This is a genomic window from Nocardia sp. NPDC088792 (genome assembly GCF_044750615.1).
Lineage (GTDB): Bacteria > Actinomycetota > Actinomycetes > Mycobacteriales > Mycobacteriaceae > Nocardia.
In genome coordinates this window covers 1,664,745-1,689,566 of sequence record NZ_JBIVKC010000001.1, presented here as the reverse complement: position 1 = coordinate 1,689,566, position 24,822 = coordinate 1,664,745, and the positions used below count along the sequence as shown (strand labels likewise).

Here is a 24,822-nt window from a genome sequence, read left to right as displayed (position 1 = left end):
GGCAGGTGCGACTCAGGTGGCGGACTACCGCATCGACGACCTCGCCCGGGCCGCCGGCACCACCACCCGCAATGTGCGGGCCTATCAGGAACGCGGCCTGCTGCCCACGCCGACCCGGCGCAGCGGGCGCGCCCTGCTCTACGACGAATCGCATCTGGCCCGGCTGCGCATCATCGACGCGCTGCTGCAGCGCGGGTTCACCATCGCGCATATCGCCGACTTCATCACCAGCTGGGAGACGGGCAAGGATCTCACCGAGATCCTGGGCCTGCAGCAGGCGGTCACCGCCACCTGGGGCGAACCCGAAGCGCCCGTGGAGATTCCGGTCGAACTGATCGACACCTTCCTCGGCGACGACGAGCAGCATCCGGTGGACGAGGATCAGCTGGAGCGGCTCGGGAAACTCGGGCTGGTCCGGATCCACGGGGAGACGGCCGAGATCACCCGGCCGGATCTGCTGGCGACCTTCGCGGCGTTGAGCAATTACGGTTTCGCGCTGCCCGGTCTGATCGATCTGCACGAGGCCATGGTCGGGCGGCTCGAGGATATTGCGCGCTTGATGGTGACCGCGGGCAAGGACCACATTGTGGCCGAGCACGGCGCGGGCTGGCTGCCGGATACCGACGCCGAGATCGCGGACACCACGAAGATGCTCAATCACCTGCGGGAACTCGGGATTCGCGCGGTGCGGGACAGTCTCGACCAGGCGCTGGATCGCGTGCTCGAATCCGAGTTGAGCGCCTACCTGGAAACCGCCGCGCGCCGCCGGACCGAGACGGACTGAGCGGTTACCGCGGGGCTGCGGTCTATTTCAACGCCGCTGTCTATTTCAACGCCGCGGTCGCGCCCGCGGCCTCCAGCTTGATGCGCGCGGTTTCGGCGGCGCCGCGATCGACCTGTTCGAGTACCCGGGTCGGCGCGGACTCGACGAGGTCCTTCGCCTCCTTGAGGCCCAGGCCGGGAATCACTTCCCGCATGGCCTTGATCACCTGAATCTTCTTGTCCCCGTAGGACTCCAAGATCAGATCGAATTCGCTCTGCTCCTCGGCCGCATCCGCCACGGGCGCGGCGTCCTGGACGGTCTGCACCGCTACCGGGGCGGCGGCGGTCACCCCGAACTCCTGCTCGAAGGCTTTACAGAACTCCGAAAGCTCCAGCAGCGTCATACCTTTGAAAACATCGAGCAGTTCGTCGATGGACATCTTGGCCATGATCATCCCCTACCACCCGCCCGGAACCGGGCAATATATCCAGGTTACGCGGCTTCCTGCCGGGTTTCGGGGCCCTTGTTCAGATCCTCGAAATAGGCCTTGTGCATGGCGCAGCGGTGAACCGGACCGGGCTTGACGTAGGCCGGATCCAGCCGTTGCACGAAGGTGAGGTGGTCGCGTCGCCAGCAGTCGATGCAGATCGGCTCTTTCATGTCGTCCTCCTCGGGCTCCTCGGACTTCTCGTGAAGGCTTGTGCCGGAGGAGTTCCCGTTTACGGTACGGCTCAACGGCTCCGTATCCATCTACTCACCACGTAGCCGCCGGATCGTTATGGATACAACGAGTTTGTCGGTGGTCGCTCCTACGCTGAGGAGCGGGCGTGCCTTTTCGCCCGACCCCGATTCGGGAGTTGATATTCATGACCGTATTCGCCATTTACGGGGCCACCGGTCACACCGGCCGGCTGGTTACCACCGAACTGATTTCCCGCGGAAAGGAAGTCGTGCTGTCCGGGCGGGATCCGGACGCGCTCGCCGAACTCGCCGGCCGGCTACCGGACGGCCGGGGCCGGGCCATGCCCGCCGCCCTCGACGATCCGGCGGCGCTGCGCGCGGTCGCCGCAGCCGCTGACGTGCTCATTCACTGCGCGGGACCCTTTGCCGCCACCTGCGAACCGGTGGCCGTCGCCGCGGTGGAAGGGGGGAGCCACTACGTCGATCATTCCGTCGAAGTGCATACCGTCAAGCGGCTGTTCGACACCTTCCAGGAGTCGGCGCAGCGCGCCGGGATCACCATGCTGCCCGCCGTCAGCTTCTACGGTGGCGTGGGCGATCTACTCGCGGGCGCCGTCGCGCGTGGGGTGTCCGACATCGAGCGCATCACTCTCGCCTACGCCGTGAGCAATTGGATGATGACGCACGGGGCGGTCGAGTCCGCGCGGCTGCTGTTCGCCGATACCGACCGCATCGGCTGGTCCGACGGAAAGCTGCAGCTCGGCTTCGTGGAACCGCGCAATGCGATCTTCGCCTTCCCGCCGCCGGTCGGCCCGCGCAATATGATCGCGCCGGTGCCGTTCCCGGAGGCGGTGACCGTGCCCCGGCATACCCGGACACAGGCGGTGGAGGCACAGTTGACCGCTCGCACCTTCGAGGAGGAGCAGGCGTTCAGCAGTGAAGGCGTGGCCGCCGAGGCGCGTGCGGACTCCGAATTCACGGTCGCCGCGCAGGTACTCGGCAAGGAGCGGTCGGCGGCCGGGTCGGTGCGGGGACGGGATCTCTGGCGGGTCGCCGCGCTCGCCTCGGTGGAGGCGGCCGTGCGGCTCGCCGAGGGCGGGGCCAAAACCGGAGTGGCCAGCGTCGCCGAGGCCTTCGACGCCGCGGAATTCCTGGCGGCCCTGGCCGAGCGGGAGGCCTTCACCCTCGAACTGCCGAAACAGCAGTGAGGAGAACGACTATGGAACCGATACTCGTCACCGGTGCGGCCGGCGGCAGTCAGGGCGGTACCGGCCGCCGGGTGACGGAGAACCTGCTCCGCGCCGGGCTTCCGGTGCGCGCCTTCGTGCACAGCGATGATGCGCGTGCCGCCGAGTTGAAGGATCTGGGCGCGGACGTCGTGCTGGGTGATCTGCGCGAGATCACCCAGGTGCAGCCTGCCGTGCAGGGTGTGCGCCGGGCCTACTTCACGTATCCGGTCACCGCCGGAATGCTGGACGCGGCAGCGGTTTTCGCCGCGGCCGGTCACGAGGCGGGGCTGGAGCGGGTGGTGGCGGTCTCGCAACTCGGGTCGGACCCGAATGCGGGGACTCCGCACATGCGCCGCCACTGGGTGGCCGAACAGGCGCTCGATCGGGCCGGGATCGGCGCGGTGCATCTGCGGGCCGCGGTGTTCTTCGAGAACCTACGGGTGGCCATCGGCGGCAGCGGGGAGCTCGCCTTGCCGCTCGGCTCGCCGGATACCGTCCTGCCGCTGATCGCCGGTTCCGATGTCGCCGATGTGGGTTCCGGTGTGCTGCGGACCGAAGGCCCGGTCGATCCGGTGCTGTGGCTGGCGGGCGAGATCCTGACGGTCGGGGAGGTTGCCGACCTCTTCGGCGTGCCCTACGTCGATGTCGACCCCGACGAATGGGCGCGCCGCGCGATGACGATCTACCGCGACGAGGTCACGGTCGACCATCTGGTCCATTTGTGGACCATGTTCGCCGCCATAGGATCCGGCCACGAACTGTTCCGGGTGACCGAATCCATCGAGCGGTTCACCGGCCGGCCACCCGTCACGCTGCGCGAATATCTCGGGGCCTGAACGGACTACGGCGTGTGCGGGCCGGTGAGCAGGCGCAGGAAATGCTCCACTTCGGCGCGCACCGCCGTTCGCCCGGGACCGAGATAGCGCCGCGGATCCGATAGCTCCGGATCCGCGGCGAGCGCCACCCGGACCGCCTCCGCCAGCACGATATTCAGTCGCGTCGCAATATTGATCTTCGCCATGCCCTGCCGCACCGCCGCCCGCAAACCGGCGTCCGGCACCCCCGACGAGCCGTGCAGTACCAGTGGCACCGGCACCTTCGCCGCCAGCCGCCCGATCAACTCCTCGTCCAGTCGCGCATCCCGGCTGTGCATGGCATGCGACGAGCCGACCGCCACCGCGAGCGCGTCGACGCCGGTGGCCGCGACGAAGGCCACCGCCTCATCCGGATCGGTCCGCGCCCCCGCCGCATGCGCCCCGTCCTTCCCACCCACCTCCCCGAGTTCGGCCTCGACATGCACGCCCCGCTCATGACACCACCGCGCAATCCGCGCGGTCGCTTCGATATTCGCGGCGTAATCGAGCGCCGACCCGTCGTACATCACCGACCGGATCCCGATCTCGACCGCCTCCCTGACCAATTCGTGCGACGTGGCATGGTCGAGATGTACCGCCAACGCGGCCGGACTCTCCTTCGCCACCTCCAGACAAGCCCGCGCAATAGCCTTCAACCCCCCGTGATACCGCACCGTATTCTCCGAAATCTGCAACACCGCAGGCCGATCCGCCGCCTGCGCCGCATCCGCGATCGCCTCCGCATGCTCCAGCGCGATCACATTGAAGGCCGCCAGCCCCCCGGGCCGGGCAGCGGACAGCAGTTCGGAGAGAGAAAGAACGGTCACGCGGGCGACTCCTGAACAGTGGTGCGTAAACGAGTGACGATGATCTGGGACAGCAGCCGCCGGCGCAGGGCGAGATCGACCTCGCCCGCCACCGGAACTGCCACGGCCGCAGCCGATGTCGCGACGGCCTCGGTGAGGGCCGCGGGCCAGTCGGGCTCGGTCGTGCCGGCGAGGGCGGCGACTATCGCGGCGGTGGCGGCATCGCCCGCGCCGGTGGGGTTGCCGGACACAGGTTTCGGGAGCGCCGCCGACCAGGAGCCGGCTCGCGTGCAGGCAACCATCCCTGCCGCGCCGCGGGTGGCGATCACGGCGCGTACGCCCGCCGCGAGGAGGGATCGGGCCGCGGCGATGACGGCATCCGCAGCGGCGGGCCGAGCCGGGCCACGGACTCCGGTGAGGTGGGCGAGTTCGTCTTCGTTGGGCATGAGGACTACGCCGGGGATCGCGGCAGCGGCGATCAGGGCAGGGCCGTCGACATCGCAAATGGTGGGGACACCCGCCGCCAGGGCGGTGCGGGCCAGTTCGGCGGGGAGCGATGGATCCACGCCCTCGGGTAGCGAACCCGAGATCACCAGGCCGCGCAGCGTGGGTAGCAGGCCGGTGATGCGCAGCCGGAGACGATCCACGGCGTGCGGGTGGTTCAGGCGGGCGCCGGGTTCCCAGAGGCCGGTGGTGGTGCCGTCGGCGGATTCGGTGATGACGACGGTGCGGCGGACTCGGGGGAGGGCGGGGATGAAGTCGGCGGGGAGTTCCTGGGCGGCGGCGGAGGCGAAGGTCTCGTCGGAGAAACCTGTTGCGAGGGCTTCGATTCCGAGTTGGCCGAGGATTCGGGCGACGTTGATGCCCTTGCCGCCTATGCGTTGTTCGACTTCGGTTACCCGTTGCACGCGGCCGCGGGCGAAGTGGTCCAGGCGGTAGGTCAGGTCGTAGGCGGGGTTCATGGTTACGGTGAGGATCACGGGAGCCACCGGCCTCTGCGTAGTACGCGGCGTAGGTTCAGGTCGTCGTCGAGCACTATGGCGTCGGCGTACATACCCGGTCGTAGGTCTCCGATATCGGGCAGGCGCAGAGCCGCGGCGGGGATGGTGGTGGCTGCCGCTATCGCATCCGGCAGGGGGACAGCGCATTCGCGGACTGCCCAGCGGAGGCAGTGGAGCAGGGTGGCGGTGCCGCCGGCTATCGAGCCGCTGTGTACTCGGGCCACGCCATTGGTGACCACTACCTCCCGGGGGCCGAGGCGGTAGTGGCCGTCGGGCATTCCCGCGGCCTGCATGGCGTCGGTGACCAGTGCTACGCGGCCGGGAGCGGTCGTGAAAACCAGAGCGGCGAAACCCGGGTCGACGTGGACGCCGTCGCCGATCAGTTCGACGAATGCGTGCTGCTGTGCGGCGGCGAGCAGTGCGGCGGCGACGGGTCCGGGGGAGCGGTGGTGCAGCGGCGGCATGCCGTTGGCGAGATGGGTGACGAGGGTGGCGTGGCCGGCGGGTGCGAGGGCGGCGCGGAAGTCGGCGAAGCCCGCATCGGTGTGCCCGGCCGCGACTACCACGCCGTGTTCGGCGAGTAGTGCTGCGGCGCTGTCGAATCCGGGGCGCTCCGGGGCCAGGGTCATGACGCGGAGGTGGCCGCCCGCCGCTTTCAGTAGTTGCTCGATGAGTGCGGGATCGGGGTCGCGGAGATAGGCGGGATCGTGTGCACCGCAACGTCCTTCGGAGAGGAACGGTCCCTCGGCGTGGATTCCGGCGATCGTCCCCCGGGCGGCGAGTTCGCGCAGTGTCGCGGTCTGTCGCAGCATTTCCGCGGGAGCGGTGGTCACGATGCCGGCGATGACGCTGGTCGAGCCCTGGCCGTGGTGGAATTCCGCGGCGGCCTGTGCCTCCGCCGCATCGGTGGTGTCGAACCGGTGCCCGAGTCCGCCGTGATTGTGGATATCGACGAGTCCCGGCAGCACCGTTCCCGCGAACTCCGGCGGTGAGTCTCCCGGCGGTGCGGTCCATTCCGTGAAGTCCCGCACCGCGACGATGCGTTCACCCCGCACCGTCACCACTGCGTCGGCGCGCACTCCCGACGCCGTGATGACCCGCCCTCGGAGGGTCAGCTGCTCGCTCATCGCCGCGCCTTCATTCGAGACAGCCTTCGCGGGCGAGTAAGGCGGCTCCGACCAGGCCCGCGCGAACGCCGAAGGCGCCGAGGGCCACCCGGGGAACCGGGGCTACCCGCAGCAGTGTGGTCAAGCGCGCGTGCAGGGCGTCGGTGAGGATCGAGCCGGCGCGGGCCAGGCCGCCGCCGAGGACGATCAGTTCGGGGCAGGTGGCGTGAACGGTGCCGAGCAGGCCGGTTGCCAGGGCATCGATGGCGTCGTCGATGACGGCGCGGGCCTCCGGATCGGTGTAGGCGGCGGCGAAAACCTGTTCGGCGCTGTTGATCTCGCGACCGGTCCGGTGAGCGTAGGCGCGGGCGATGGAGGGGCCGGAGGCCACCGTCTCGACGCAGCCGGTATTGCCGCAGGGGCACGGCAGGCCGTCGCTGTGCCGAATCGGAATATGGCCGTATTCGCCCGCCTGGCCCGCCGCGCCGCGCACCAGCCGACCGGCCACCGAGGTGATGCCGCTGATCCCGGTCCCCAGGATCAGCACGCACACATCGTCGAAGCCGCGGCCCGCGCCGTACCGCCATTCCGCCCAGCCCGCGACGGTCACATCGTGATCCAGCAGCACCGGCATGCCCCATTGGTCGCTGAATCTGCTGCCTATCGGCACATTTCGCCAGCCGAGATTGCCCGCGAAGACGGCGACCGCGTGCTCACGGTCCACAATGCCGGGCAGAATGATCGCCGCCCGCGTCACCCGCTCGCGGTGCGCGGGCGGGAGTTCGGCGAGCAGCCTGTCACCGAGTTTGGCGATGGCGTCGAAGGCGGCCTCGCCGTACGGGGTGTCGACGGTGCCGGTGTGCAGGACGGTGCCGCCGGCGTCGGTGATCTCCCCTTTGGTGGTGCTGCCGCCCACGTCGACGGCGAGCACCAGATCCGTTGGTGCGACAGCGTTCACGGCAGACTCCTCACTTCACCGGCGCCGAACGGTTCAGTCCAGTACCACCGAACGGCTCAGGCTACGCGGATGATCGGGATCCAGGCCCAGATCGGCGGCGCGCAGCATGCACAACCGGTGTACCCGAACCAGCTCGGCCATCGGGTCGATATCGCGATGCTCGAAATGCGCTCCGGTGGCTTCGATATCGGCGGCCAGGCCCGGGATCGGCCCGAAGGCCCAGACCGCGCGGCCGGGTGCGGCGATGGCGATCGGGCCGTGCCGGTATTCGGTGCCCAGGTAGGAGTCGGTCCAGGATTGGCAGGATTCGCGCAGCTTGAGGGCGGCCTCGTCGGCGAGGGCGGCGGCGAAACCCATGCCCACGAAGCTGATCTGCTCCGCGTATCGGACTGCCGCGAATGCGGTTTCCGGGTCCTCGGCGAGCACCGCGCGGGCCTGGTCGATCACCGGCGTCAGGTTCTCGCCGAGGTGATGACGCAGCAGCGCCAGTGTCGTGGTGGCGAAACGGGTTTGCACCACGGATTGTTCGTCGACCTCGTCGATGAGGATGGGGTCGGCCAGCTCCAGTGCGGGGGTGCCGGGGCTGGAGCAGATGACGGTGCGCGGTACGCCCGCGGGCAGGCTGGAGAGCGCGTCGATCACCTCGGTGGTGGTGCCGGAGCGGCAGATCGCCAGGTAGCGGTCGTAGCCGCGGCTGGTGTGCGGGTAGCTGGCGGGCCAGGCGTCGGTGAGGCCCTGGCCGCGGGATTCGCGCAGGGTGGCGTAGGCGCGGGACATGAACAGTGAGGTGCCGCAGCCGATTACGGCGACGCGTTCGCCGGGGTGGGGGAGTATCGAAGAATATTCGGCGGCGATGGTGGCGGCGTGTACCCAGTCGTCGGGCTGTGTGGCGACCTCGGTGGCCAAATGTGTTGCGGGTGGGTGCGGTTCGACGGACGACATGTACCCAGCATTAGGCGAGTGATCGTTCATGTCAATTTTACAGCTCAAACGATCACATTCGCGCACTATACGAGTTAGATTCAACCGACCGAATCGTTCGTTCCATCATCCGGCGATTCGGGTCGCCGGGTGTGCTTTTGAAAGGTCTTCGACGTGAAACGTCCACTCCGCGGTGCGCTTTCGTCAGTGGCGCTGCTCACCGGCTTGGTTATGACGATCTCGTCCTGCGGATTCGGCGGGAACAGCTCGGACGACTCGGACCCCAACACCCTCTCCTTCCTAGCGCCGATCTACAGCGACGGCACCAAATCGGAGTGGACCGGCATCATCTCCGACTTCCAGAAGGCGAACCCCGGCCTGAAGGTGAATCTGCAGCTGGAGTCCTGGGATTCGATCAACGACGTGGTCCGCACCAAGCTGCAATCCAAGTCGACCACGCCCGACCTGCTGAACATCGACGCCTACTCCACCTTCGCGACCGACGGGCAGCTGTACCAGGCGTCCGACATCGTGGATCCGGCCGTGCTCTCCGACATCCAGCCGGCCTTCGCCAAGAACGCGTCGATCAACGGAACCCAGTGGGCGCTGCCGCTTTTCGCCTCCACGCGGACGTTGTTCTACAACACCGACCTGTTCGCCGAGGCCGGGATCGGCGCACCGCCCAAGACCTGGGCCGAACTGACCGACGACGCCAAGAAGATCCAGGCGCTGGGCGGCGGCGTCTCCGGCTACGGGCTGCCGCTCGGCAAGGAGGAGACACAGGCCGAAACCTCCCTGTGGACCTTCGGCGCGGGCGGCGGCTGGTCCGACGGTGACAAGATCACTGTCGACACCCCGCAGAACCTGGACGGCGTACGCGCCATGAAGGCGATCATCGATGCCGGTGTGACCGAACCGAACCCGGGCGCCACCGACCGCACCCCGCTGCTCAATGTCTTCATCCAGGGCAAGATCGGCATGATCGAGGGCCTGCCCCCGATCATCAGCCAGATCGCCCAGAAGAACCCGAACCTGAAGTACGCCACCGCGCCCACGCCGACCCAGACCGGTCAACCCGTCACGCTCGGCGTGGCCGACCACCTGATGGCCTTCAAGAAGGACGGCAAGAAGACCGACGCCATCAAGAAGTTCCTGAACTACTTCTACTCCGCGCCGGTCTACTCCAAGTTCGTGTCCGCCGAGCACTTCATCCCGATCACCACCAGTGGCGCGCAGGCCCTCACCGAGGACCCGGTCACCAAGGCCTTCGCGGCCACGCTCCCGGTGGCCAAGTTCTATCCGAGCAGCAACCCGAAATGGGGTGCGGTGCAAGGCAGTATCCAGCAGTTGATGGGTACCGTCGCGCAGGGCGCCGACCCGGCCTCGGTGTTGCAGAAGATTCAGCAGGCGGCGAGTTGAGGGGCGCCGCTACCCGATCCAGGGCGGCGGCGCCTTCCGGACGGGCGGACCTGACCCGCCCCAAGGAGTCGGTGCGCGCGCTGCCCTGGATCGGACCGGTGCTGATTCTCATCGCGGCGGTGGTGGCCTTCCCGGCGGGCTACATGCTGTGGACCTCCACCCGCGATCTCACCGCCTACGGACAGGATCGCGGGCCTGCCGGACTGGGCAACTTCCGCAAGCTGTTCGCCATCGACGAACTGCCGTCGATCCTGTGGCACACCGTGATCTGGGTGATCGCCGTCGTGGCGATCACGCTGGTGCTGTCGGCGGGGCTCGCCCAGTTCCTGAACAAGGACTTTCCGGGCCGGACCGCGGTGCGGCTGGCCATCCTGGTGCCGTGGGCGGCGTCGGTGGTGATGACCACGACCATCTTCGAGTACATGCTGGATCCGGACGTCGGCATCGCCAACCGGTTCCTGGTGGACATCGGTGTGCTGCATCGTGGTTTCGGATTCACCAAGGAGGCCGGACCGGCCTTCCTGGTGGCGATCGGGGTGGCGGTGTTCGTGTCCATCCCGTTCACCACGTACACGATTCTGGCCGGGCTGCAATCGATTCCGGCCGAGATCGACGAGGCGGGGCGGGTGGACGGCGCGAGTTCCTGGCAGCGCTATCTGCATCTGACGCTGCCGCAGCTGCGCCCGGCCATGGCGGTGGCGACCATCATCAACATCATCAATTCGTTCAATTCGCTGCCGATCCTGCAGATCCTGACCGGCAGCATCGCCGGATTCGGGGCGGACACCACGACCACCCTGACCTTCAAACTGATCCGGCAGAACCAGCAGGTGGCGACCGCGGCCGCGATGAGCGTGCTGAACTTCGTGCTGATCGCGGTGATCATCACCGTCTACGTGAAGCTCATCCGCCCGGCGGGGGAGGAGACCCGATGACCGGGCGGAGACGCTGGGAACTGACGGCCGTCGGCGTGGTGCTGGCGGCGATCTTCCTCATTCCCTATCTGGTGATGCTGCTGGGCTCGTTCAAATCACGCTCGGAGATCCTGCGCATACCGCCGACCTATCTGCCGGAGCACTGGCAGCCGGGCAACTACGTCACCGTGTGGAACACGCCGGAGACGCCGCTGCCGTTCAATCTGGTCAGCACCCTGGTGATTTCGGGCTGCGCGACGCTGCTGGTACTGATCGTGGCGGTGCCCGCCGCGTATTACACGGCGCGGCGGCGGTTTCCGGGGCGGTCCGCGTTCCTCGGGCTGGTGCTGATCACCCAGATGCTGCAACCGGTCGTGCTGGTCACCGGATTGATCCGGGAGTTCTTCACGCTCGGCATCAATGACACCTGGCTGGCCATGATCCTGGTCAATGCCGCGTTCAATCTGTCGTTCGCGGTGTGGATCCTGCACAGTTTCTTCGCCGGGGTGCCGAGGGAGATCGAGGAGGCGGCGCAGCTGGACGGGCTCAGCCGGGTGCAGACCCTGACCCGGGTGAGCCTGCCGCTGGTATGGCCGGGCGTGGTCACCGCGATCGTCTTCGCGTTCGTGTCGGCGTGGAACGAATACGCCGCCAGCCTGGTCATTCTCACCACGCCGCAGAATCAGCCGCTGTCGGTGGCGCTGACCAAGTTCATCGGTCAATACGACACGGCTTGGCAATATGTCTTCACCATCTCTACCGTCGGCATCGTGCCCGTTGTCATTCTCTTCGCTCTCATCGAGAAGCGCCTCGTCGCCGGCCTCACCGCGGGCAGCGTGAAATGACGGCTCCCGCGGATCGGTCCCTGCGCTGGAACCGCCTGCTGGAACTGCTGGCCGAGTCCGGCCGGCTCACGGTGGAGGAGGCGTCCGACCGGCTCGGCGTCTCCCTCGCCACCATCCGCCGCGACTTCACGGCCCTGGCCGACCAGCAGTTGGCCACCCGCACCCACGGCGGCATCGTCGCCACCACCGTCGCCTACGACCTCCCCGCCCGCTACCGCGGCACCGGCGGCGAAGCCAAACAACGCGTAGCCGAACACGCGGCCTCCCTGGTGGATCCGTCGGAAGTGGTGGGCCTCAACGGCGGCACCACCACCACAGCCGTCGCCCGCGCCCTCGCCGGCCGCCCCGACCTCCCCACCTCCGCCGACCACGAACTGGTGATCGTCACCAACGCCCTCAATATCGCCGGCGAAATGGTGCTACGCCCCCACCTCCGCACCATCTGCCTCGGCGGCATGGCCCGCCGTGAATCCTACGAACTCCACGGCCCCCTGGCCGAACGCTCCCTCGCCGAATTGCGTTTGGACACAGTAATCCTCGGCGTAGGCGCCATCTCCGCCGAGGGCGGCGCCCAATGCCGTCACCTCGACGAAGCGGGCGTCAACGCCGAAATGGTCCGCCGCGCCCAGCGAGTCATCGCCGTAGCCACCGCCGACAAACTCGACCGCACCGCCCTGGCCCGCATCTGCCCCATCGAGGACATCCACATCCTGGTGATGGATACCGCCGCCGACCCGATTGCCATCGCCGCGATCGAGGAAGCAGGCGTCCAGGTGCACCTGGTCTGAATCCCCGATAACTCGGTCAAGGAAGAGTGAATCCGAGAGTCTGCGCCGCCTCCGCGGGCGTCGGCTGACTCCACCACTTCTGCAGATTCGCATTGGTGGTGATGGACCGGGTATCGGCCTTGTCGATATAGATGACGCCCGAAAGATGGTCCGTCTCATGCTGAAAGATGCGCGCAGGCCATCCGGTAAGCCGCTCGCTGTGTCGGCCGCCATCCACATCCTGGTAGGTGGCAATGATGGATTCGGGCCGCCGCACCACCGCCTGGTATCCGGGCATGCTCAAGCATCCCTCATAGAACCCGACCTCATCCCCATCGGCGGTGTATGTGGGATCGATGATGGTGAACTCCGCCAAGGGGCGCCGCCCCCGGGCCACCGCCACCTCTTCCGCGACCTCGGCGGGATCCCCGATCACCGCCACCTGCAACGGAATCCCCACTTGTGGCGCCGCCACCCCTACCCCCGGAGCCGCCCGCATGGTGGCGAACAAAATCTCCACCATCTCCCCCAGCAACCCTGACTCCACTTGCCCATTCACAGGTTCCGCGCCCCTCCGCAACACCGCATCCCCCACCTCCACCAAGGGCGCTGCCCCACCCCGATACTTCTCCACGAACTCGCCCACCAACCCAGCAATCTCCATCCCCCCATTGTCAGCCAAGATCATCGCCACCGCCGAGACCGCCCGGCGCGAGGCGCTCGCGGGCTGACGTGGATTTACAACCGGTCATTGTGGGGTGGGAGCGGATCGGTTGTTTGAGTAGCTCTCCTATCGGCTGATCTGATGCGGGTATGGAGATTGGGCTTGCGCGGCTGATCGATGAAGAGCTGGCTGACCATGTGGCGGAGAGTCGGCGTTTCAATGCGGGGGCGGTGGCTGTCAGGGGGCCGGCGAGCCTCGCGGAGTTGCGGGTGGCTCGGGAGCGGCATGCCGCGCGGGTGCGGCAGCCTGGGGGACGGGCTGTCGAGCGCATCGTGGAGGCTGCGGGGCGGCGGGTTGCGGTGCGGGTCACCGTTCCTCGGGGGGACGAGATTCGGGGGGTGTATCTCGATATTCCGGGTGGGGGGTTCTATATCGGGTCGGCGGTGGCTGGGGATGGAAGGAATGCTCAGCTGGCCGATGGGCTCGGGGTGGTTGTGGTGAGCGTCGATTATCGGCTGGCGCCGGAAAACCCTTGGCCCGCAGCGCCTGATGATTGCGAGACGGCTGCGTTGTGGCTTGTCGAGCACGGGGAGGAGTTGTTCGGGACCGCTGTTCTGGCGGTGGGCGGGTTTTCGGCGGGGTCGAATTTGGCCATGGCTACTTTGCTGCGGATGCGGGATCGGGGGCTGGCCGGTCGGTTCTCCGGGGCGGTGCTGCAGTTCGGGGCCTATGACCTCAGTGGGGTTTCGCCGGGCGGAAAGCTTTATAACGATGAGTTTTTCATCGAGGCGTACGTGGGGAATGTTGCCGATCGGACCGATCCGGATATATCGCCGCTGTTCGGTGATGTCGGTGGGCTGCCGCCGGCGCTGGTGGTGGTCGGGAGCCTGGATGTGCTGCTCGAGGACAATCTGGTGCTGGCCGCTCGGCTCTCCGCTGCTGGAAACGAGGTGGATGTGCGGGTGTATCCGGAGTCGGGGCACGGATTCACCAATGGTCCGTCGGCCATGGCCGCGGCTGCGTTGCGCGGGATCGAATCTTGGCTAGGGGAGCGGGTTTTCGGGGGTGGAGCGTTGGGCGGCGTCGGCGAAGAGAGTGCCGAGGGCGAGGGCTACGGGGGCGGTGCGGTCGAAGGTGTAGCCGAGTTCCCGGGCATGGCCGTCGAAGAGGTACCAGGCGGAGGAAGTCAGTAGGCGGGCAATGGTTTCGCGGTCGGGGCGGGTGTCGTGTGCGGCGCCCAGGTGCTGGGTGACTATGCCTTCGACCAGGCCGACGAGGCCGTAGACCAGTTGGTGGAAGGGCTGCACGTCGATGCCGAGGACGGCCGTCCACGACGAAAACCGTTGCCACAGGGTGTCGGCCACCTGATGGCGGAAGGTGGCCATGGTGTCGGCGGTGGTGTGGCCGGGGAGCGGGCCGGTCTGGCCGAAGCGGTAGAGGTTGGGGTGGTCGTCGGCCCAGCGGACCACGGTGCGCATCACGTCGAGGATGATGTCCTCGGCGGTGCGGGACGGATCCAGGACCAGGATGTCCTCGAACTCGTCCAGGTAGCGCTGGAAGATGAAGGCCCGCACCTCGGCCTCGAGATCCTCGCGGTTCTCGAATTGGCGGTAGATCACCGAGCGCGCCAGCCCGGCTCGCTCGGCGATCTGCTGAATGGAGACCTCGGCGCCGAGCGCGTTCTCCTCGATGAGTTCCGTCGCGGATTCGAGAATCAGCATGCGCCGCGCGGAGTTGTGCTCACGCCAGCGCGGACCGCCCGAACGCCGGTGATGACGGCGCAGGTCGGCGGGCGGTTTCACGGCTACGACTATACGGCCGTGCCGGTGCGCTTCAGCTCCGGCAGGAACCGCGGGTACATGGGCAGCGGGCCGTCGGGACCGCCGGTGAACGAGATCTGCCGGCGTACCCGCTGGTCGGATACGGCGGCGAACTCCAGCTGCTGAGCGAAGGTGGCGACCACCAGGGTGGCCTCCATGCTCGCGAACCCCGAGGCCACGCACATGCGCTTGCCCGCCCCGAAGGGGATGGCGGCGCGCTTCTGCGCACGCTCGATCCGATCCGGCAGGAAACGGCCCGGATCGAACTCCTCCGGCCGATCCCACACCCCCTGATGGTGGTGCAGCCCGTGCAGGATGATGGCCACGGTCGCACCGGGTTCGATCGGATAACCACCGAGGACGTCGTGATCCTTTGCGGTGCGCGCCAATCCGATGACCGGGGGCAGCAGCCGCATGGTCTCCTGGATGACGGCCTGCGTCCACGGCAGCCGTTCGATATCGGCCGCGGTGGCCGGGCGGGAACCCAGCACCGAGCGGACCTCGTCCTGCAGCCGGTCGCGCGCCTCGGGATGTTCCGAGAGCAACTGCCACACCCAGGTCAAAGCCGTTGCGGTGGTTTCCATTCCGGCGCCGATGAAGGTCATCAGCTCGTCGTGGATCTCCTGATCGCTGTAGCGGTAACCGGTTTCGGGATCTTCGGCGTCCATCAGCAGCGCGAGCAGATTGTCCTTGCGCGTGATGCGCCCGCTGCGATGATCGGCGATCAGCCCGTCCACCACCTGCTCGGCATGGCGCAGATCCCGCATGGTGCGCGGTTCGATGACCCAGCCCGCGGTGCGCATGATGCGCATGGGCAGCCGGGAATTCGCGGCATCGCCGCGCCCGAATCGCCGATGCACCCAGACGGAGATGTGGTGAATGGGATGGCTCGCATTGGTCATGAAGCCGCGCCCGAAGAACCGCAGCAGCCGCGCCAGCACCACCTCGGACATGGGCCCGGTGATATCGGTGCCGAACATGGTGCGGGAGGTGACATCCAGGGTGAGACGGTTCATTTCGGCGCCGACGTCGACCGGCGCACCGGTGGCGCCGAGCTCCCGGATCCGGTCGACCGCGTCCTGCGCCGCCGCCACCATGACCGGGGCGAAGCCGTCCACATTGCGTTTGGCGAAGATCGGCTGCACCAGTCGCCGATTGCGTTGCCAGTTCTCCTCGTTCAGGTCGGTGACGAGGCCGCGGCCGAAAGCCACTGCGAGCATGTCGTATTCGGGGCTCTTGGTGTAGTTGTTCTGGTTGGTCACCAGGACGTGGCGCGCCAGTTCGGGGCTGCGCACGATGACGAACCGGGCGAGCGGCACCCGGGCCACGATGACATCGTCCTCGCCAGGCAGTGCGGCCGCGTAGTCGAGCAGGGTGTGATCGCGGACCCGGGGGAGGATCCCGAGCGCGAGCTTCCAGGACTGCCACCAGCCGACCTCGGTGCCGTGCCAGCGAATGAAGGTCGGCGCCCAGCGGGGTGGGTGCAGGGTGGGATCGGCATCTGTCATATCAGGCTCCTCGGCCTCGTATGAGACGTGATGTCCCACTAACGTTAGTGAGACAGTGTGACCCAGTCAATGACCTTGGTGCGGGCCCCGCCGACCGGCCGCGCAATGGCCGTGACGGGCTTATGCTCGGGATGATTGGCTGGTTTTCGTATCGGGGTCACCGTGGTGCAAATCGATCCGTTCTCCACGCAACGCGACCCCACCTCCGGGTTCGCGGCGGAGCTGGAAGCCGCCGGATTCAGCGGCGCGTCCGAGGTCGGGCGCGGCGGGTTCGGCGTCGTCTACCGCTGCTTTCAGACCACCCTGCAACGCACCGTCGCCATCAAGGTGCTCACCGCCGACCTCGAGTCGGAGAACCTGGAACGCTTCGTGCGCGAACAGCTCGCCATGGGCAAACTCTCCGGCCACCCGAACATCGTCAGCGTCTTCGAGGTCGGCTCCACCGCGACCGGACGCCCCTACATCGTCATGCCGTATCACGCGCACGGATCGCTGGACGCCCGCATTCAGCGGCACGGCCCGATCGGCTGGCAGGACGCCCTGCACATCGGCGTCCGCATCGCGGGCGCGTTGGAGACCGCGCACCGGCGCGGCCTGCTGCACCGCGACGTGAAACCCGGCAATATCCTGCTCACCGAATACGGCGAACCACAGCTGGCCGACTTCGGAATCGCCCGGCTCGCAGGCGGTTTCGAAACCACCGTCGGCACGGTCGCGGGCTCGCCCGCCTACACCGCGCCGGAAGTGCTGCAGGGTCAGGCGCCCGATGTCACCGCCGATATCTACAGCCTGGCCTCCACCCTGTTCTGCGCGGGCACCGGGCACGCGGTATTCGAGCGCCGCAGCGGCGAACAACTGGTGGCGCAGTTCGTCCGCATCACCAGACATCCGCTGCCCGATCTCAGCGAGTCGGGCCTGCCGGCCGACCTGGCCGACACCATCCAGCGCGCGATGTCCCGGGAACGCGGGGAAAGACCCGCCACCGCAGCGGAATTCGGTGACGCGTTGCGCGAGATCCAGGCGCGGCACGGTCTCGTGCCCGATGAGATCCCGCTGCCGATCCCGCCCGCCGAACCGGCCGAACCCGGCTCCCAGCCGACCCCCACGGGCACCGGCTGGCCGCTCAGCGCACGCGTATCGATCACCCGGACCAGGCCGCCCGTCCCCGCGACGCGGCTGCGCCCGCCGGAACTGACCCGGGCGCTGGTGGACCGCCCGCGGCTGCTCGACGCCCTGCGCGCGGGCCGCGACCACGGTGCCGGTGCGCTGCGCCGGCTCGCGGTCATCCACGGCCCCACCGGATTCGGCAAGACCACCCTCGCCGCACAGTGGTGCGCGGCCGCCACCGCCGCGGGGGCCTCGGTGGCCTGGCTGACCGTCGACAAGGACGATGACAATGTCGTCTGGTTCCTGTCGCACCTGATCGACGCCGTGCGAGCGGTACGCCCCACGCTCGCGGCCGAACTCGGCGAACTGCTCGAGGAGCACGGCGACGAGGCGGCCCGCTTCGTGCTGACCTCGCTGATCAACGATATCGACCGGCGCGGCGAACCGCTGACCGTGGTGATCGACGACTGGCACCGCGTCACCGATCCGGCCACCCTCGCGGCCCTGCGCTATCTCCTCGAAGGCTGTAGTCCGGCACTGCATCTCATGGTCGCGAGCCGCACCCAGACCGGACTGCCCATGAGCGCCATGCGCGCCCGCGACGAACTGGTGGAAATCGACACGGCCGCACTGCGTTTCGACCGCGACGAAGCCTCCGCCCTGCTGATCGGGCTGCACGGACTGGACCTGGACCGCGAGGACGTCGACGACCTCACCGAATCCACCGGCGGCTGGGCCGCGGCCCTGCAATTGGCCGCACTGTCCCTGCGCGGCAGCGACGATCCCGGCAAACTCATCGGGCAGCTGACCGGACGGCATCACGCCATCGGGGCGTTCCTGGCCGAGAACGTGCTCGAAACCCTCGAACCCGGCGTCCTCGATTTCATGGTCGCCACCTCGATCACCGAACGCATCTGCGGTGACCTCGCCGCCGCGCTGACCGGCGCCGCAGACGGACAGGCGCTGCTCGAACGGATCGAGCAGGAGGATCTGTTCCTGCGCCGGCTCGACGGCGGCGAATGGTTCCAATACCACCAGCTGTTCCAGGAATTCCTGCGGCAACGGCTGGAACGTGAACCGCCCGAACGGATCGACGCCCTGCACCGCGCGGCCTCGTCCTGGTTCGCCGAGCACCGGCACGTCAGCGAGGCGGTCGACCACGCCCTGCTCGCCGGGGACGAGGAGAGCGCCGTCGACATCGTCGAACGGGACGGCATGTCACTGCTCGAATACGGGCAGATGGCCAGCCTCATCGGGCTGGTGAACAAACTGCCCCCGGCCGTCATCGACACGCATCCGCGGCTGCAACTCGATCTGGCCTGGGCCAATATCCTGCTGCATCGCGCCGAACCCGCGGAACGCGCACTGCGCCTGGCGGAATCGAATCTCGCACGCGGCGACCTGGACCCCGGCACGGTCACCCGGCTGCGCGCCGAGGCCGGCGTGGTGCAGGCCGTGGTGACCGTGCGCGCGGACGTCGTGATCGGCGTGGAGGCAATGCTCGCACCGTGTTTCGCGCGCGCGGACGAACTGTCGCCCTATGTCGTCGCCATCGGCGCGAACGTGGCCAGCCTCGCCGCCGGCTACCGTTGCGACTTCGACGAGGCAGTGCGCATCCAGGAGTGGTCCGCGCCCTACATGCGCCGGAACAAAGGCGTCTACAACAATATTCACGGCCTGTGCTTCCTGGGGATCGCGGCCAGTCTGCAACTCGATCTCGCCGGGGCCGAGCAGTACTTCCGGCGCGCACTGAAGATCGCCAAACAGTCCGGCGGCACCCACTCCTACGGCGCGCGCCTGGCCGGCTCACTGCTGGGCGAACTGCTGTATGAGCGCGGCGAAATCGATCAGGCGGAACGACTGCTCGACGAGGGCTACAAACTCGGCCCCGACGCCGGCGTCGTCGATTTCAAACTCGCCCGCTACGTGGTGGGCGCGCGCATCAAGGCCCTGCGCGGTGATCGGGCGGCGGCCATTCGCCGGCTCAACGAGGGTGCGCGCGTGGCGGAATCGATGTCCCTGCCGCGGCTGCGGGCCGAGGTCGAGAACGAGCGCCTGCGCCTGGGTCTCCCGCCGAATCCCGAATTCGGGCCGCTACCGGTGGTCGATCACGCGCATCGGCGCGAGCCCATCGACTGTATCGACGAATTCATCGTGCTCTACGAGGAATTCACCGCCATCCGCCTGCTGCTGGCCGAATCCACGCCCGCCAGTATCGAATTCGCCTGCACCTGGGCGCAGGAGTGGGTGGACCGGCTCGAATCCGTGCACCGGCCACGGGAACTGCTGAAGGCGCGCCGCCTGCTCGTCGCCTGCCTGGCCGCCGCGGGCCGCACCGACGACGCCAAGACCCTGCTGGCGACCGTGACCGCGCAATGCGCCGAATACGGTTCGGTGCGCTACATCCTCGACGGCGGACCGCATGTGGTTTCCACCCTCGCCGCCCTGCGCGAGGACCGCCTGGCCGGTCGCTGGCGGGCGGACTGGCCCGAGGTGCCCGAAGCCTTCTTGGACGCGCTCGTGGCCGCCGACGCGGCGCAGAAGATCTAAGGCTCGGCGGCGGACCTCGAAACCGGCCGGGTGCGCAGAATTCTCGTGATCAAGCAGCCGAGAATCACGGCGTAGACAATGACGTAGCAGTTCAAGAGGATCGGCGAGATCGGCCACGACGGCGGGAACAGGAACCAGCCGGTCACCACCCAGCGGTCGTTCCAGTGATAAGCCCACGCGCCGACTGCCACATACAGACCCGCGGCCGCCCACCACCAGCGCGCCTGTGACTGAGCGCGATTCACCAGGTCGACCAGCAGCGGCACGAACCAGACCCAATGGTGATTCCAGGCGAAAGGCGAGACCGCGCACGAGGTCAGACCCGCCACCGTCACGCCCAGCAGTACATCGCCGCGCCGGTTCAGTTCGGCGGCCACCCACAAGCCGGCCACCGCGACCGGCACCGCGATGAGCAGCCACAACCACACCGGCGCCTGCCGATCGGTGATATGCGCGATGACCCCGCGAATGGATTGATTGGCGGGCATGGTGTCCGGCGCGATCCGATCGGACTCGAAGAAGGTATGCGTCCAGTACTGCCGCGAATCCGACCGCAATACCGCCGCCGCCACCAGCACGGTCGCCACGAAGGTGATCGAGGCGACCGCCGCCGCCCGCCACTGCCGCAACACCACGAATTGCGCCACGAAGAACAACGGCACCAATTTGATGCCCGCCGCGAGCCCGACGCCGATACCCCGCAACCTGCTGCCGGGCGCGCGTGAGAAGCCCCACAGCACCAAGCCCATGAGCACCAGATTGATCTGCCCGTAGTACAGGGTCGACCGCACCGGCTCCAGGAACGCGCAGGTCAGCGTGAGCAGGGCGCTGACCAGCGCGAGCCGCCCGGTGAGCCGATACCCGAGCACCCGCCAGCACAACAGCACACAGACGTACAGCACGCAGAGGTTCAGCACCAGAAAGGTATTCGTGACCGCGGCCCACGGCACCGCCAGAATCGGCAGGAAGATCAGCGTGGAGAACGGCGTATAGGTGTAATAGAGCCCGCGATGCGTTTGCTCGGTATACAGCGGATGGTGGTGCACGATCTTCCAGGCGCCGTCGCGATAGACGTGGACGTCGAAACCGCCCACCAGCATGCCGGCCTGGTCCAGCCAGGGATCGACGGTCGTGAAGATCAGTACCAATGACAGCACTGCGGCGCCGGATAGCAGGAGAAGCGTTGCGCGACTGCGGGGTAATTCCGGCAGGCGCGCGGAACGTACGACTTTGCCGGTAGCGGTGGATACGGCTGTCACCAGAAGATCACCTCGGATTTAACTCGCTAGGTCGTGCTGGATCTTGCTTTGACGCTGGATCTTGCTGAAACGCTGAAAAATAACCCCGCTGGAGTTATACACCGTCCGTTCCCGCGCCCCGCCGCAGCCGTCGCGCTCCCGAGGCAATGGCGGCGGCCAGGGCCTGTTCCGCCTCGGACAAGGTGCTGCGGCGATGCATGAGAACGAAATCCAGCTCACCCAGTTCGGGCAGGCGCGGATCGTCGATGGTAACCAGACCGTCCGGCAGCACCGACTCCGCATGCGCGATCACCCCGAGCCCGGCCAGTACCGCCGCGCGCAGGCCCAGCAGACTGTCGCTCACACAGGCCACCCGCCAGGTCCGCCCCGCATGCTTGAGCGCCCGCAGCGCCATCTGCCGGGTGATGCTGGGGGCGGGGTAGGTCACAAACGGCACCGGATCCTCGAAATCGGTTGTCCCGGAACGCCCTGCCCACACCAGCCGGTCCCGCCACAGCAGATCGCCGTGCCGCTCGCCGGGCAGGCGTTTACCGAAGACGAGATCGAGTTCGCCTGCGGCCATGCGGGTTTTGAGATTCTCGCTGAGACCGACGGTGAGCTCCAGATCCACACCGGGATGGGTACGCCGGAATTCGAGCAGGATGTCCGGCAGTTCCCGGGCCATCACATCATCGGAGGCGCCCAGCCGGATCAGGCCGGTGAGGGTGGACCCGGAGAAGTACGCATCGGCCTGCGCCTGCGCGTCGAGGATGCTGCGGGCGAAACCGATCATGGCCGCGCCGTCCGCGGTGAGCGCCAGGTTCCGGGTGTCGCGGCGGAACAACTCCCGCCCGGCCGCCTGCTCGAGCCGCGCGATATGGCCGCTGACCGTGGATTGCCGCAGGCCGAGCAGCCGGCCCGCGGCCGTGAAGCCGCCCGCCCGCTCGACGGCGAGGAAGGTTTTTAGCAGCTCGGGTTCGAACATCCTCTAATTATCACGATTCCCGTTCGGATTTAACGAATCCAACGCCTATCGTGATCGGTCGGTCCGGTCCTACCGTGCTAGGAGTGAAGTTACTGGCCAAGCTCCGTATCGATGCCTTCATGCTGGGCATCCTCGCCACCGTGGCCCTGGCCGCCGTGCTGCCCGCACGCGGCACCGCGGCCGATGTCCTGGACTGGGCCGTCAAGATCGCCATCGCCGTACTCTTCCTGCTCTACGGCGCGCGCCTCGAACCGCGCGAGGCGTTGAACGGGCTGCGGCACTGGCGACTGCACTCGGTCGTGCTCGTGACGACCTTCGTGATCTTCCCCTTGATCGGGCTGGCATTGCGGCTGCTGGTCCCGTCGGTGCTCACCCAGGACCTCTATACGGGTGTGCTGTTCCTGTGCCTGGTGCCGTCGACGGTGCAGTCCTCCATCGCGTTCACCTCGATGGCCCGCGGCAATGTGGCCGGGGCCGTGGTCAGCGCCTCGCTGTCGAATCTGCTGGGTGTCTTCATCACCCCGTTGCTGGTGATACTGCTCATGAAAACCACCGGGAACGTGCATGTTTCGGCCTCCGCCGTGGGCATGATCGTGATCCAGTTGCTGCTGCCCTTCCTGGCCGGGCAATTGCTGCGCACCCGCATGACCTGGCTGACGCGGCACGCCTCGGCCGTCAAGGTGGTGGACCGCGGTTCGGTGTACCTGGTCGTGTACTCGGCCTTCAGCGCGGGCGTGACCGAGGGCATCTGGCATGCGCTGTCGCTGAAGACCCTGCTGGCCACCGCCGCGGTCTGCGCGGGCCTGCTCGCCGTCGTCCTGTGCGTGACCTCCTACGGCAGCCGGCTGCTCGGCTTCGACCGCGGTGACCGCATCGTCGTCACCTTCTGCGGCTCCAAGAAGAGCCTGGCCACCGGACTGCCCATGGCCTCGGTGCTGTTCGCCGGGCATCCCATCGGCCTGATCGTGCTGCCGCTCATGCTCTTCCATCAGATCCAGCTGTTCACCTGCGCCGTGCTGGCCCAGCGCTACGCTCGGGAAGCCGAGCCGAAGGAGAGTGAGCCAGCGTGGGAACACGATCGTGGTGGGGTTGGGGAAATGTCGATGACGCCGTCACCGGCGCCGAACGGATAGCCCTCGTCGAGCGGGTCGGGGCCCTGCTGCCGCAGGCGGAACTGGCGGACCACCGGCCGCCGGACATCGATGTCCTCGACCTGCCCGCGCCCCGCATCACCGCGCCCGCCGCGCTGGCGCACCTGTGCTCGGCCGACCCGGCCGACCGCGCCGGGCATGCGCACGGCAAGGCCTACCGGGACGTGGTCCGGAATCTGCTCGGGCAGTTGGATCACGTGCCGGACCTGGTGCTCCGGCCGACGCGGGAGAACGAGATCGTCGCCGTGCTGGACTGGTGCAGCGCCGCGGGCGTGGCCGTAATCCCTTACGGCGGTGGCAGTTCCGTGGTCGGCGGCGTGGAACCGCGACTGGGCAGCGAGTTTCCGGGCGTGGTGAGCCTGGATATGGGCGCGTTGAACCAGATCGTGGAGATCGATCCCACCAGCCGGGCGGCCCGGATCCAGGCGGGCATCCTCGGGCCCGACCTCGAGGACGGATTACGGCCGCACGGGCTGACACTGCGGCACTTCCCGCAATCGTTCGAATTCTCCACGCTCGGTGGGTGGTTGGCGACGCGCGCGGGCGGGCACTACGCGACCGTGCTGACCCACATCGACGACCTGACCGAATCACTGCGGGTGGTCACGCCCTACGGCGTCGGTGAATCGCTGCGGCTGCCCGGCTCCGGCGCGGGCCCCTCGCCGGACCGCATGTTCCTGGGTTCGGAGGGCACGCTCGGCATCATCACCGAGGCGTGGATGCGATTGCAGGACCGGCCGGAATGGCGGGCCGGGGCTTCGGTGTTCTTCGAGGACTACACGTCCGCCGTGGCCGCGACCCGGGCGCTGGCGCAATCGGATCTGCGCCCGGCGAACTGCCGCCTGCTCGATCCGGCCGAGGCGCTGATCAATGCGGGCATCGCGACCGGCGGCGGGGTGCTGGTGCTGGGCTTCGAATCCGCGAATCACCCGGTCGACGCCTGGCTGGAGCTCGCCCTGGAACTCTGCCGGGATCACGGCGGCCGGGTACAGGAGGCTCGCGGCGGCAACGGAAATGGCGGTGGCGCGAAGAGCGACAGCGGGAGTGGCAGTGAAGCGTCGGCCGCCCAGACCTGGAAATCATCGTTCCTGCGCATGCCGTATCAGCGCGATGCCCTCGCCGCGCACGGCATGATCGTCGAGACCTTCGAAACCGCCTGCACCTGGGACCGATTCTTCGAGCTACGGGCCGCGGTCGAGGCCGCCGCCTACGAGGCCCTGGGTGTGGTCGGGGCGCAGGGCGTGCTCACCTGCCGCTTCACCCACGTGTACCCCGACGGTCCGGCCCCGTACTTCGGCATCTACGCCGCGGGCCGGTGGGGTTCGCTGCTGGAGCAGTGGGATCAGATCAAAGCCGCTGTCTCCGAAGCGCTCTCGAAGTCGGGCGCCACCATCACCCACCACCATGCCATCGGCCGCGATCACCGGCCCTGGTACGACCGGCAGCGGCCCGCCCCGTTCGCGGCCGCCCTCACCGCGGCCAAATCCGCCCTCGACCCCGCGGGCATCCTCAACCCCGGCGTGCTGATCGGTTGA

At 67.8% G+C, this 24,822-nt stretch carries 22 protein-coding genes and 1 pseudogene; 11 read left to right on the top strand and 12 right to left on the bottom strand.

The annotated features are described in order from the left end of the window. The first annotated feature begins 16 nt into the window (after nucleotides 1-16). Complete coding sequence (locus ACIP5Y_RS08190) at nucleotides 17-784, top strand: MerR family transcriptional regulator (protein ID WP_400348665.1); 768 nt, start codon at nucleotides 17-19, stop codon at nucleotides 782-784. Nucleotides 785-824: 40 nt separating this feature from the next. On the opposite strand, the gene rplL is transcribed toward ACIP5Y_RS08190, so the two are convergent. Together rplL and ACIP5Y_RS08180 are read right to left on the bottom strand one after the other, a co-directional pair. Continuing rightward, a complete protein-coding gene (gene rplL, locus ACIP5Y_RS08185) occupies nucleotides 825-1,211 on the bottom strand; it encodes a 50S ribosomal protein L7/L12 (RefSeq protein WP_400348663.1) in 387 nt (128 codons plus the stop codon). A 44-nt stretch (nucleotides 1,212-1,255) separates the two neighbouring features. Next, on the bottom strand, nucleotides 1,256-1,423 hold the full coding sequence (locus ACIP5Y_RS08180; protein ID WP_400348661.1) for a hypothetical protein: 168 nt from the start codon (nucleotides 1,421-1,423) through the stop codon (nucleotides 1,256-1,258). Between the two features lie 167 nt (nucleotides 1,424-1,590). Here ACIP5Y_RS08180 and ACIP5Y_RS08175 point away from each other — a divergent pair, with 167 nt between their 5' ends. Together ACIP5Y_RS08175 and ACIP5Y_RS08170 are read left to right on the top strand one after the other, a co-directional pair. Continuing rightward, on the top strand, nucleotides 1,591-2,652 hold the full coding sequence (locus ACIP5Y_RS08175) for a saccharopine dehydrogenase NADP-binding domain-containing protein (protein ID WP_400348659.1): 1,062 nt from the start codon (nucleotides 1,591-1,593) through the stop codon (nucleotides 2,650-2,652). Between the two features lie 11 nt (nucleotides 2,653-2,663). Then, nucleotides 2,664-3,509, top strand: a complete 846-nt coding sequence (locus ACIP5Y_RS08170; RefSeq protein WP_400348657.1) for an NAD(P)H-binding protein — start codon at nucleotides 2,664-2,666, stop codon at nucleotides 3,507-3,509. A 5-nt stretch (nucleotides 3,510-3,514) separates the two neighbouring features. Here the strand turns inward: ACIP5Y_RS08170 and ACIP5Y_RS08165 are convergent, their stop codons facing one another. Genes ACIP5Y_RS08165 through ACIP5Y_RS08145 form a run of 5 tightly spaced genes read right to left on the bottom strand, consistent with a single transcriptional unit; the run spans nucleotide 3,515 to nucleotide 8,340 of the window. Then, the gene (locus tag ACIP5Y_RS08165; protein ID WP_400348655.1) at nucleotides 3,515-4,354 is read right to left on the bottom strand and encodes a class II fructose-bisphosphate aldolase; all 840 of its coding nucleotides are present in this window, start codon (nucleotides 4,352-4,354) and stop codon (nucleotides 3,515-3,517) included. Continuing rightward, nucleotides 4,351-5,322 (bottom strand): hexose kinase, encoded by a 972-nt coding sequence (locus ACIP5Y_RS08160; RefSeq protein WP_400348653.1) that lies wholly within the window; start codon nucleotides 5,320-5,322, stop codon nucleotides 4,351-4,353. The genes ACIP5Y_RS08165 and ACIP5Y_RS08160 overlap by 4 nt, the downstream gene beginning before the upstream one ends. Beyond that, a complete protein-coding gene (locus tag ACIP5Y_RS08155; protein ID WP_400348651.1) occupies nucleotides 5,310-6,461 on the bottom strand; it encodes an N-acetylglucosamine-6-phosphate deacetylase in 1,152 nt (383 codons plus the stop codon). The genes ACIP5Y_RS08160 and ACIP5Y_RS08155 overlap by 13 nt, the downstream gene beginning before the upstream one ends. A 10-nt stretch (nucleotides 6,462-6,471) precedes the next feature. Continuing rightward, nucleotides 6,472-7,398, bottom strand: a complete 927-nt coding sequence (locus tag ACIP5Y_RS08150; protein ID WP_400348649.1) for an ROK family protein — start codon at nucleotides 7,396-7,398, stop codon at nucleotides 6,472-6,474. Nucleotides 7,399-7,431: 33 nt separating this feature from the next. Beyond that, nucleotides 7,432-8,340: an SIS domain-containing protein gene (locus tag ACIP5Y_RS08145; protein ID WP_400348647.1), complete on the bottom strand. Its 909-nt coding sequence runs from the start codon at nucleotides 8,338-8,340 to the stop codon at nucleotides 7,432-7,434. Nucleotides 8,341-8,493: 153 nt separating this feature from the next. On the opposite strand from ACIP5Y_RS08145, the gene ACIP5Y_RS08140 reads away from it, so the two are divergent. The 4 genes from ACIP5Y_RS08140 (at nucleotide 8,494) to ACIP5Y_RS08125 (ending at nucleotide 12,285) form a co-directional block, all read left to right on the top strand. Then, nucleotides 8,494-9,738: an extracellular solute-binding protein gene (locus ACIP5Y_RS08140; RefSeq protein ID WP_400348645.1), complete on the top strand. Its 1,245-nt coding sequence runs from the start codon at nucleotides 8,494-8,496 to the stop codon at nucleotides 9,736-9,738. 71 nt (nucleotides 9,739-9,809) lie between these two features. Further along, nucleotides 9,810-10,673 (top strand): carbohydrate ABC transporter permease, encoded by an 864-nt coding sequence (locus tag ACIP5Y_RS08135; RefSeq protein ID WP_400348643.1) that lies wholly within the window; start codon nucleotides 9,810-9,812, stop codon nucleotides 10,671-10,673. Continuing rightward, on the top strand, nucleotides 10,670-11,497 hold the full coding sequence (locus tag ACIP5Y_RS08130; RefSeq protein WP_400348642.1) for a carbohydrate ABC transporter permease: 828 nt from the start codon (nucleotides 10,670-10,672) through the stop codon (nucleotides 11,495-11,497). The genes ACIP5Y_RS08135 and ACIP5Y_RS08130 overlap by 4 nt, the downstream gene beginning before the upstream one ends. Further along, nucleotides 11,494-12,285, top strand: a complete 792-nt coding sequence (locus ACIP5Y_RS08125; protein ID WP_400348640.1) for a DeoR/GlpR family DNA-binding transcription regulator — start codon at nucleotides 11,494-11,496, stop codon at nucleotides 12,283-12,285. The genes ACIP5Y_RS08130 and ACIP5Y_RS08125 overlap by 4 nt, the downstream gene beginning before the upstream one ends. Before the next feature lie 16 nt (nucleotides 12,286-12,301). On the opposite strand, the gene ACIP5Y_RS08120 is transcribed toward ACIP5Y_RS08125, so the two are convergent. Next, entirely contained in the window at nucleotides 12,302-12,928 is a 627-nt protein-coding gene (locus ACIP5Y_RS08120) for a peptide deformylase (RefSeq protein ID WP_400348638.1), read from the bottom strand. Between the two features lie 149 nt (nucleotides 12,929-13,077). Between ACIP5Y_RS08120 and ACIP5Y_RS08115 the strand changes: the two genes are divergently transcribed. Further along, nucleotides 13,078-14,121, top strand: coding sequence for an alpha/beta hydrolase (locus ACIP5Y_RS08115; protein ID WP_400348636.1), 1,044 nt, complete (start codon nucleotides 13,078-13,080; stop codon nucleotides 14,119-14,121). A gap of 396 nt (nucleotides 14,122-14,517) precedes the next feature. Here the strand turns inward: ACIP5Y_RS08115 and ACIP5Y_RS08110 are convergent. Both ACIP5Y_RS08110 and ACIP5Y_RS08105 read right to left on the bottom strand, forming a co-directional pair. Beyond that, nucleotides 14,518-14,649: pseudogene (locus ACIP5Y_RS08110) on the bottom strand (helix-turn-helix domain-containing protein); the annotation flags it as partial. An 89-nt stretch (nucleotides 14,650-14,738) separates the two neighbouring features. Continuing rightward, nucleotides 14,739-16,256, bottom strand: a complete 1,518-nt coding sequence (locus ACIP5Y_RS08105) for a cytochrome P450 (protein WP_400348633.1) — start codon at nucleotides 16,254-16,256, stop codon at nucleotides 14,739-14,741. A 162-nt stretch (nucleotides 16,257-16,418) separates the two neighbouring features. On the opposite strand from ACIP5Y_RS08105, the gene ACIP5Y_RS08100 reads away from it, so the two are divergent. Then, a complete protein-coding gene (locus ACIP5Y_RS08100; RefSeq protein WP_400348631.1) occupies nucleotides 16,419-19,913 on the top strand; it encodes a protein kinase in 3,495 nt (1,164 codons plus the stop codon). Here the strand turns inward: ACIP5Y_RS08100 and ACIP5Y_RS08095 are convergent. Continuing rightward, nucleotides 19,910-21,172, bottom strand: a complete 1,263-nt coding sequence (locus tag ACIP5Y_RS08095) for a glycosyltransferase 87 family protein (RefSeq protein WP_400348629.1) — start codon at nucleotides 21,170-21,172, stop codon at nucleotides 19,910-19,912. The genes ACIP5Y_RS08100 and ACIP5Y_RS08095 overlap by 4 nt on opposite strands. 94 nt (nucleotides 21,173-21,266) lie before the next feature. Then, the gene (locus ACIP5Y_RS08090; protein ID WP_400348627.1) at nucleotides 21,267-22,136 is read right to left on the bottom strand and encodes a LysR substrate-binding domain-containing protein; all 870 of its coding nucleotides are present in this window, start codon (nucleotides 22,134-22,136) and stop codon (nucleotides 21,267-21,269) included. A gap of 83 nt (nucleotides 22,137-22,219) precedes the next feature. Between ACIP5Y_RS08090 and ACIP5Y_RS08085 the strand changes: the two genes are divergently transcribed. Together ACIP5Y_RS08085 and ACIP5Y_RS08080 are read left to right on the top strand one after the other, a co-directional pair. Beyond that, on the top strand, nucleotides 22,220-23,269 hold the full coding sequence (locus ACIP5Y_RS08085) for a bile acid:sodium symporter family protein (protein ID WP_400348625.1): 1,050 nt from the start codon (nucleotides 22,220-22,222) through the stop codon (nucleotides 23,267-23,269). Then, complete coding sequence (locus ACIP5Y_RS08080) at nucleotides 23,203-24,822, top strand: FAD-binding oxidoreductase (protein ID WP_400348623.1); 1,620 nt, start codon at nucleotides 23,203-23,205, stop codon at nucleotides 24,820-24,822. Before ACIP5Y_RS08085 ends, ACIP5Y_RS08080 begins: the two co-directional genes overlap by 67 nt.

What these genes read in the sequence shown, in the direction of transcription:
- ACIP5Y_RS08115 (WP_400348636.1), top strand. Translation starts at nt 13,078, where the DNA reads ATGGAGATTGGGCTTGCGCGGCTGATCGATGAAGAGCTGGCTGACCAT.
- ACIP5Y_RS08130 (WP_400348642.1), top strand. Translation starts at nt 10,670, where the DNA reads ATGACCGGGCGGAGACGCTGGGAACTGACGGCCGTCGGCGTGGTGCTG.
- ACIP5Y_RS08090 (WP_400348627.1), bottom strand. Translation starts at nt 22,136, where the DNA reads ATGTTCGAACCCGAGCTGCTAAAAACCTTCCTCGCCGTCGAGCGGGCG.
- ACIP5Y_RS08125 (WP_400348640.1), top strand. Translation starts at nt 11,494, where the DNA reads ATGACGGCTCCCGCGGATCGGTCCCTGCGCTGGAACCGCCTGCTGGAA.
- rplL (WP_400348663.1), bottom strand. Translation starts at nt 1,211, where the DNA reads ATGGCCAAGATGTCCATCGACGAACTGCTCGATGTTTTCAAAGGTATG.
- ACIP5Y_RS08180 (WP_400348661.1), bottom strand. Translation starts at nt 1,423, where the DNA reads ATGAAAGAGCCGATCTGCATCGACTGCTGGCGACGCGACCACCTCACC.
- ACIP5Y_RS08120 (WP_400348638.1), bottom strand. Translation starts at nt 12,928, where the DNA reads ATGGAGATTGCTGGGTTGGTGGGCGAGTTCGTGGAGAAGTATCGGGGT.
- ACIP5Y_RS08145 (WP_400348647.1), bottom strand. Translation starts at nt 8,340, where the DNA reads ATGTCGTCCGTCGAACCGCACCCACCCGCAACACATTTGGCCACCGAG.
- ACIP5Y_RS08155 (WP_400348651.1), bottom strand. Translation starts at nt 6,461, where the DNA reads ATGAGCGAGCAGCTGACCCTCCGAGGGCGGGTCATCACGGCGTCGGGA.
- ACIP5Y_RS08105 (WP_400348633.1), bottom strand. Translation starts at nt 16,256, where the DNA reads ATGACAGATGCCGATCCCACCCTGCACCCACCCCGCTGGGCGCCGACC.
- ACIP5Y_RS08170 (WP_400348657.1), top strand. Translation starts at nt 2,664, where the DNA reads ATGGAACCGATACTCGTCACCGGTGCGGCCGGCGGCAGTCAGGGCGGT.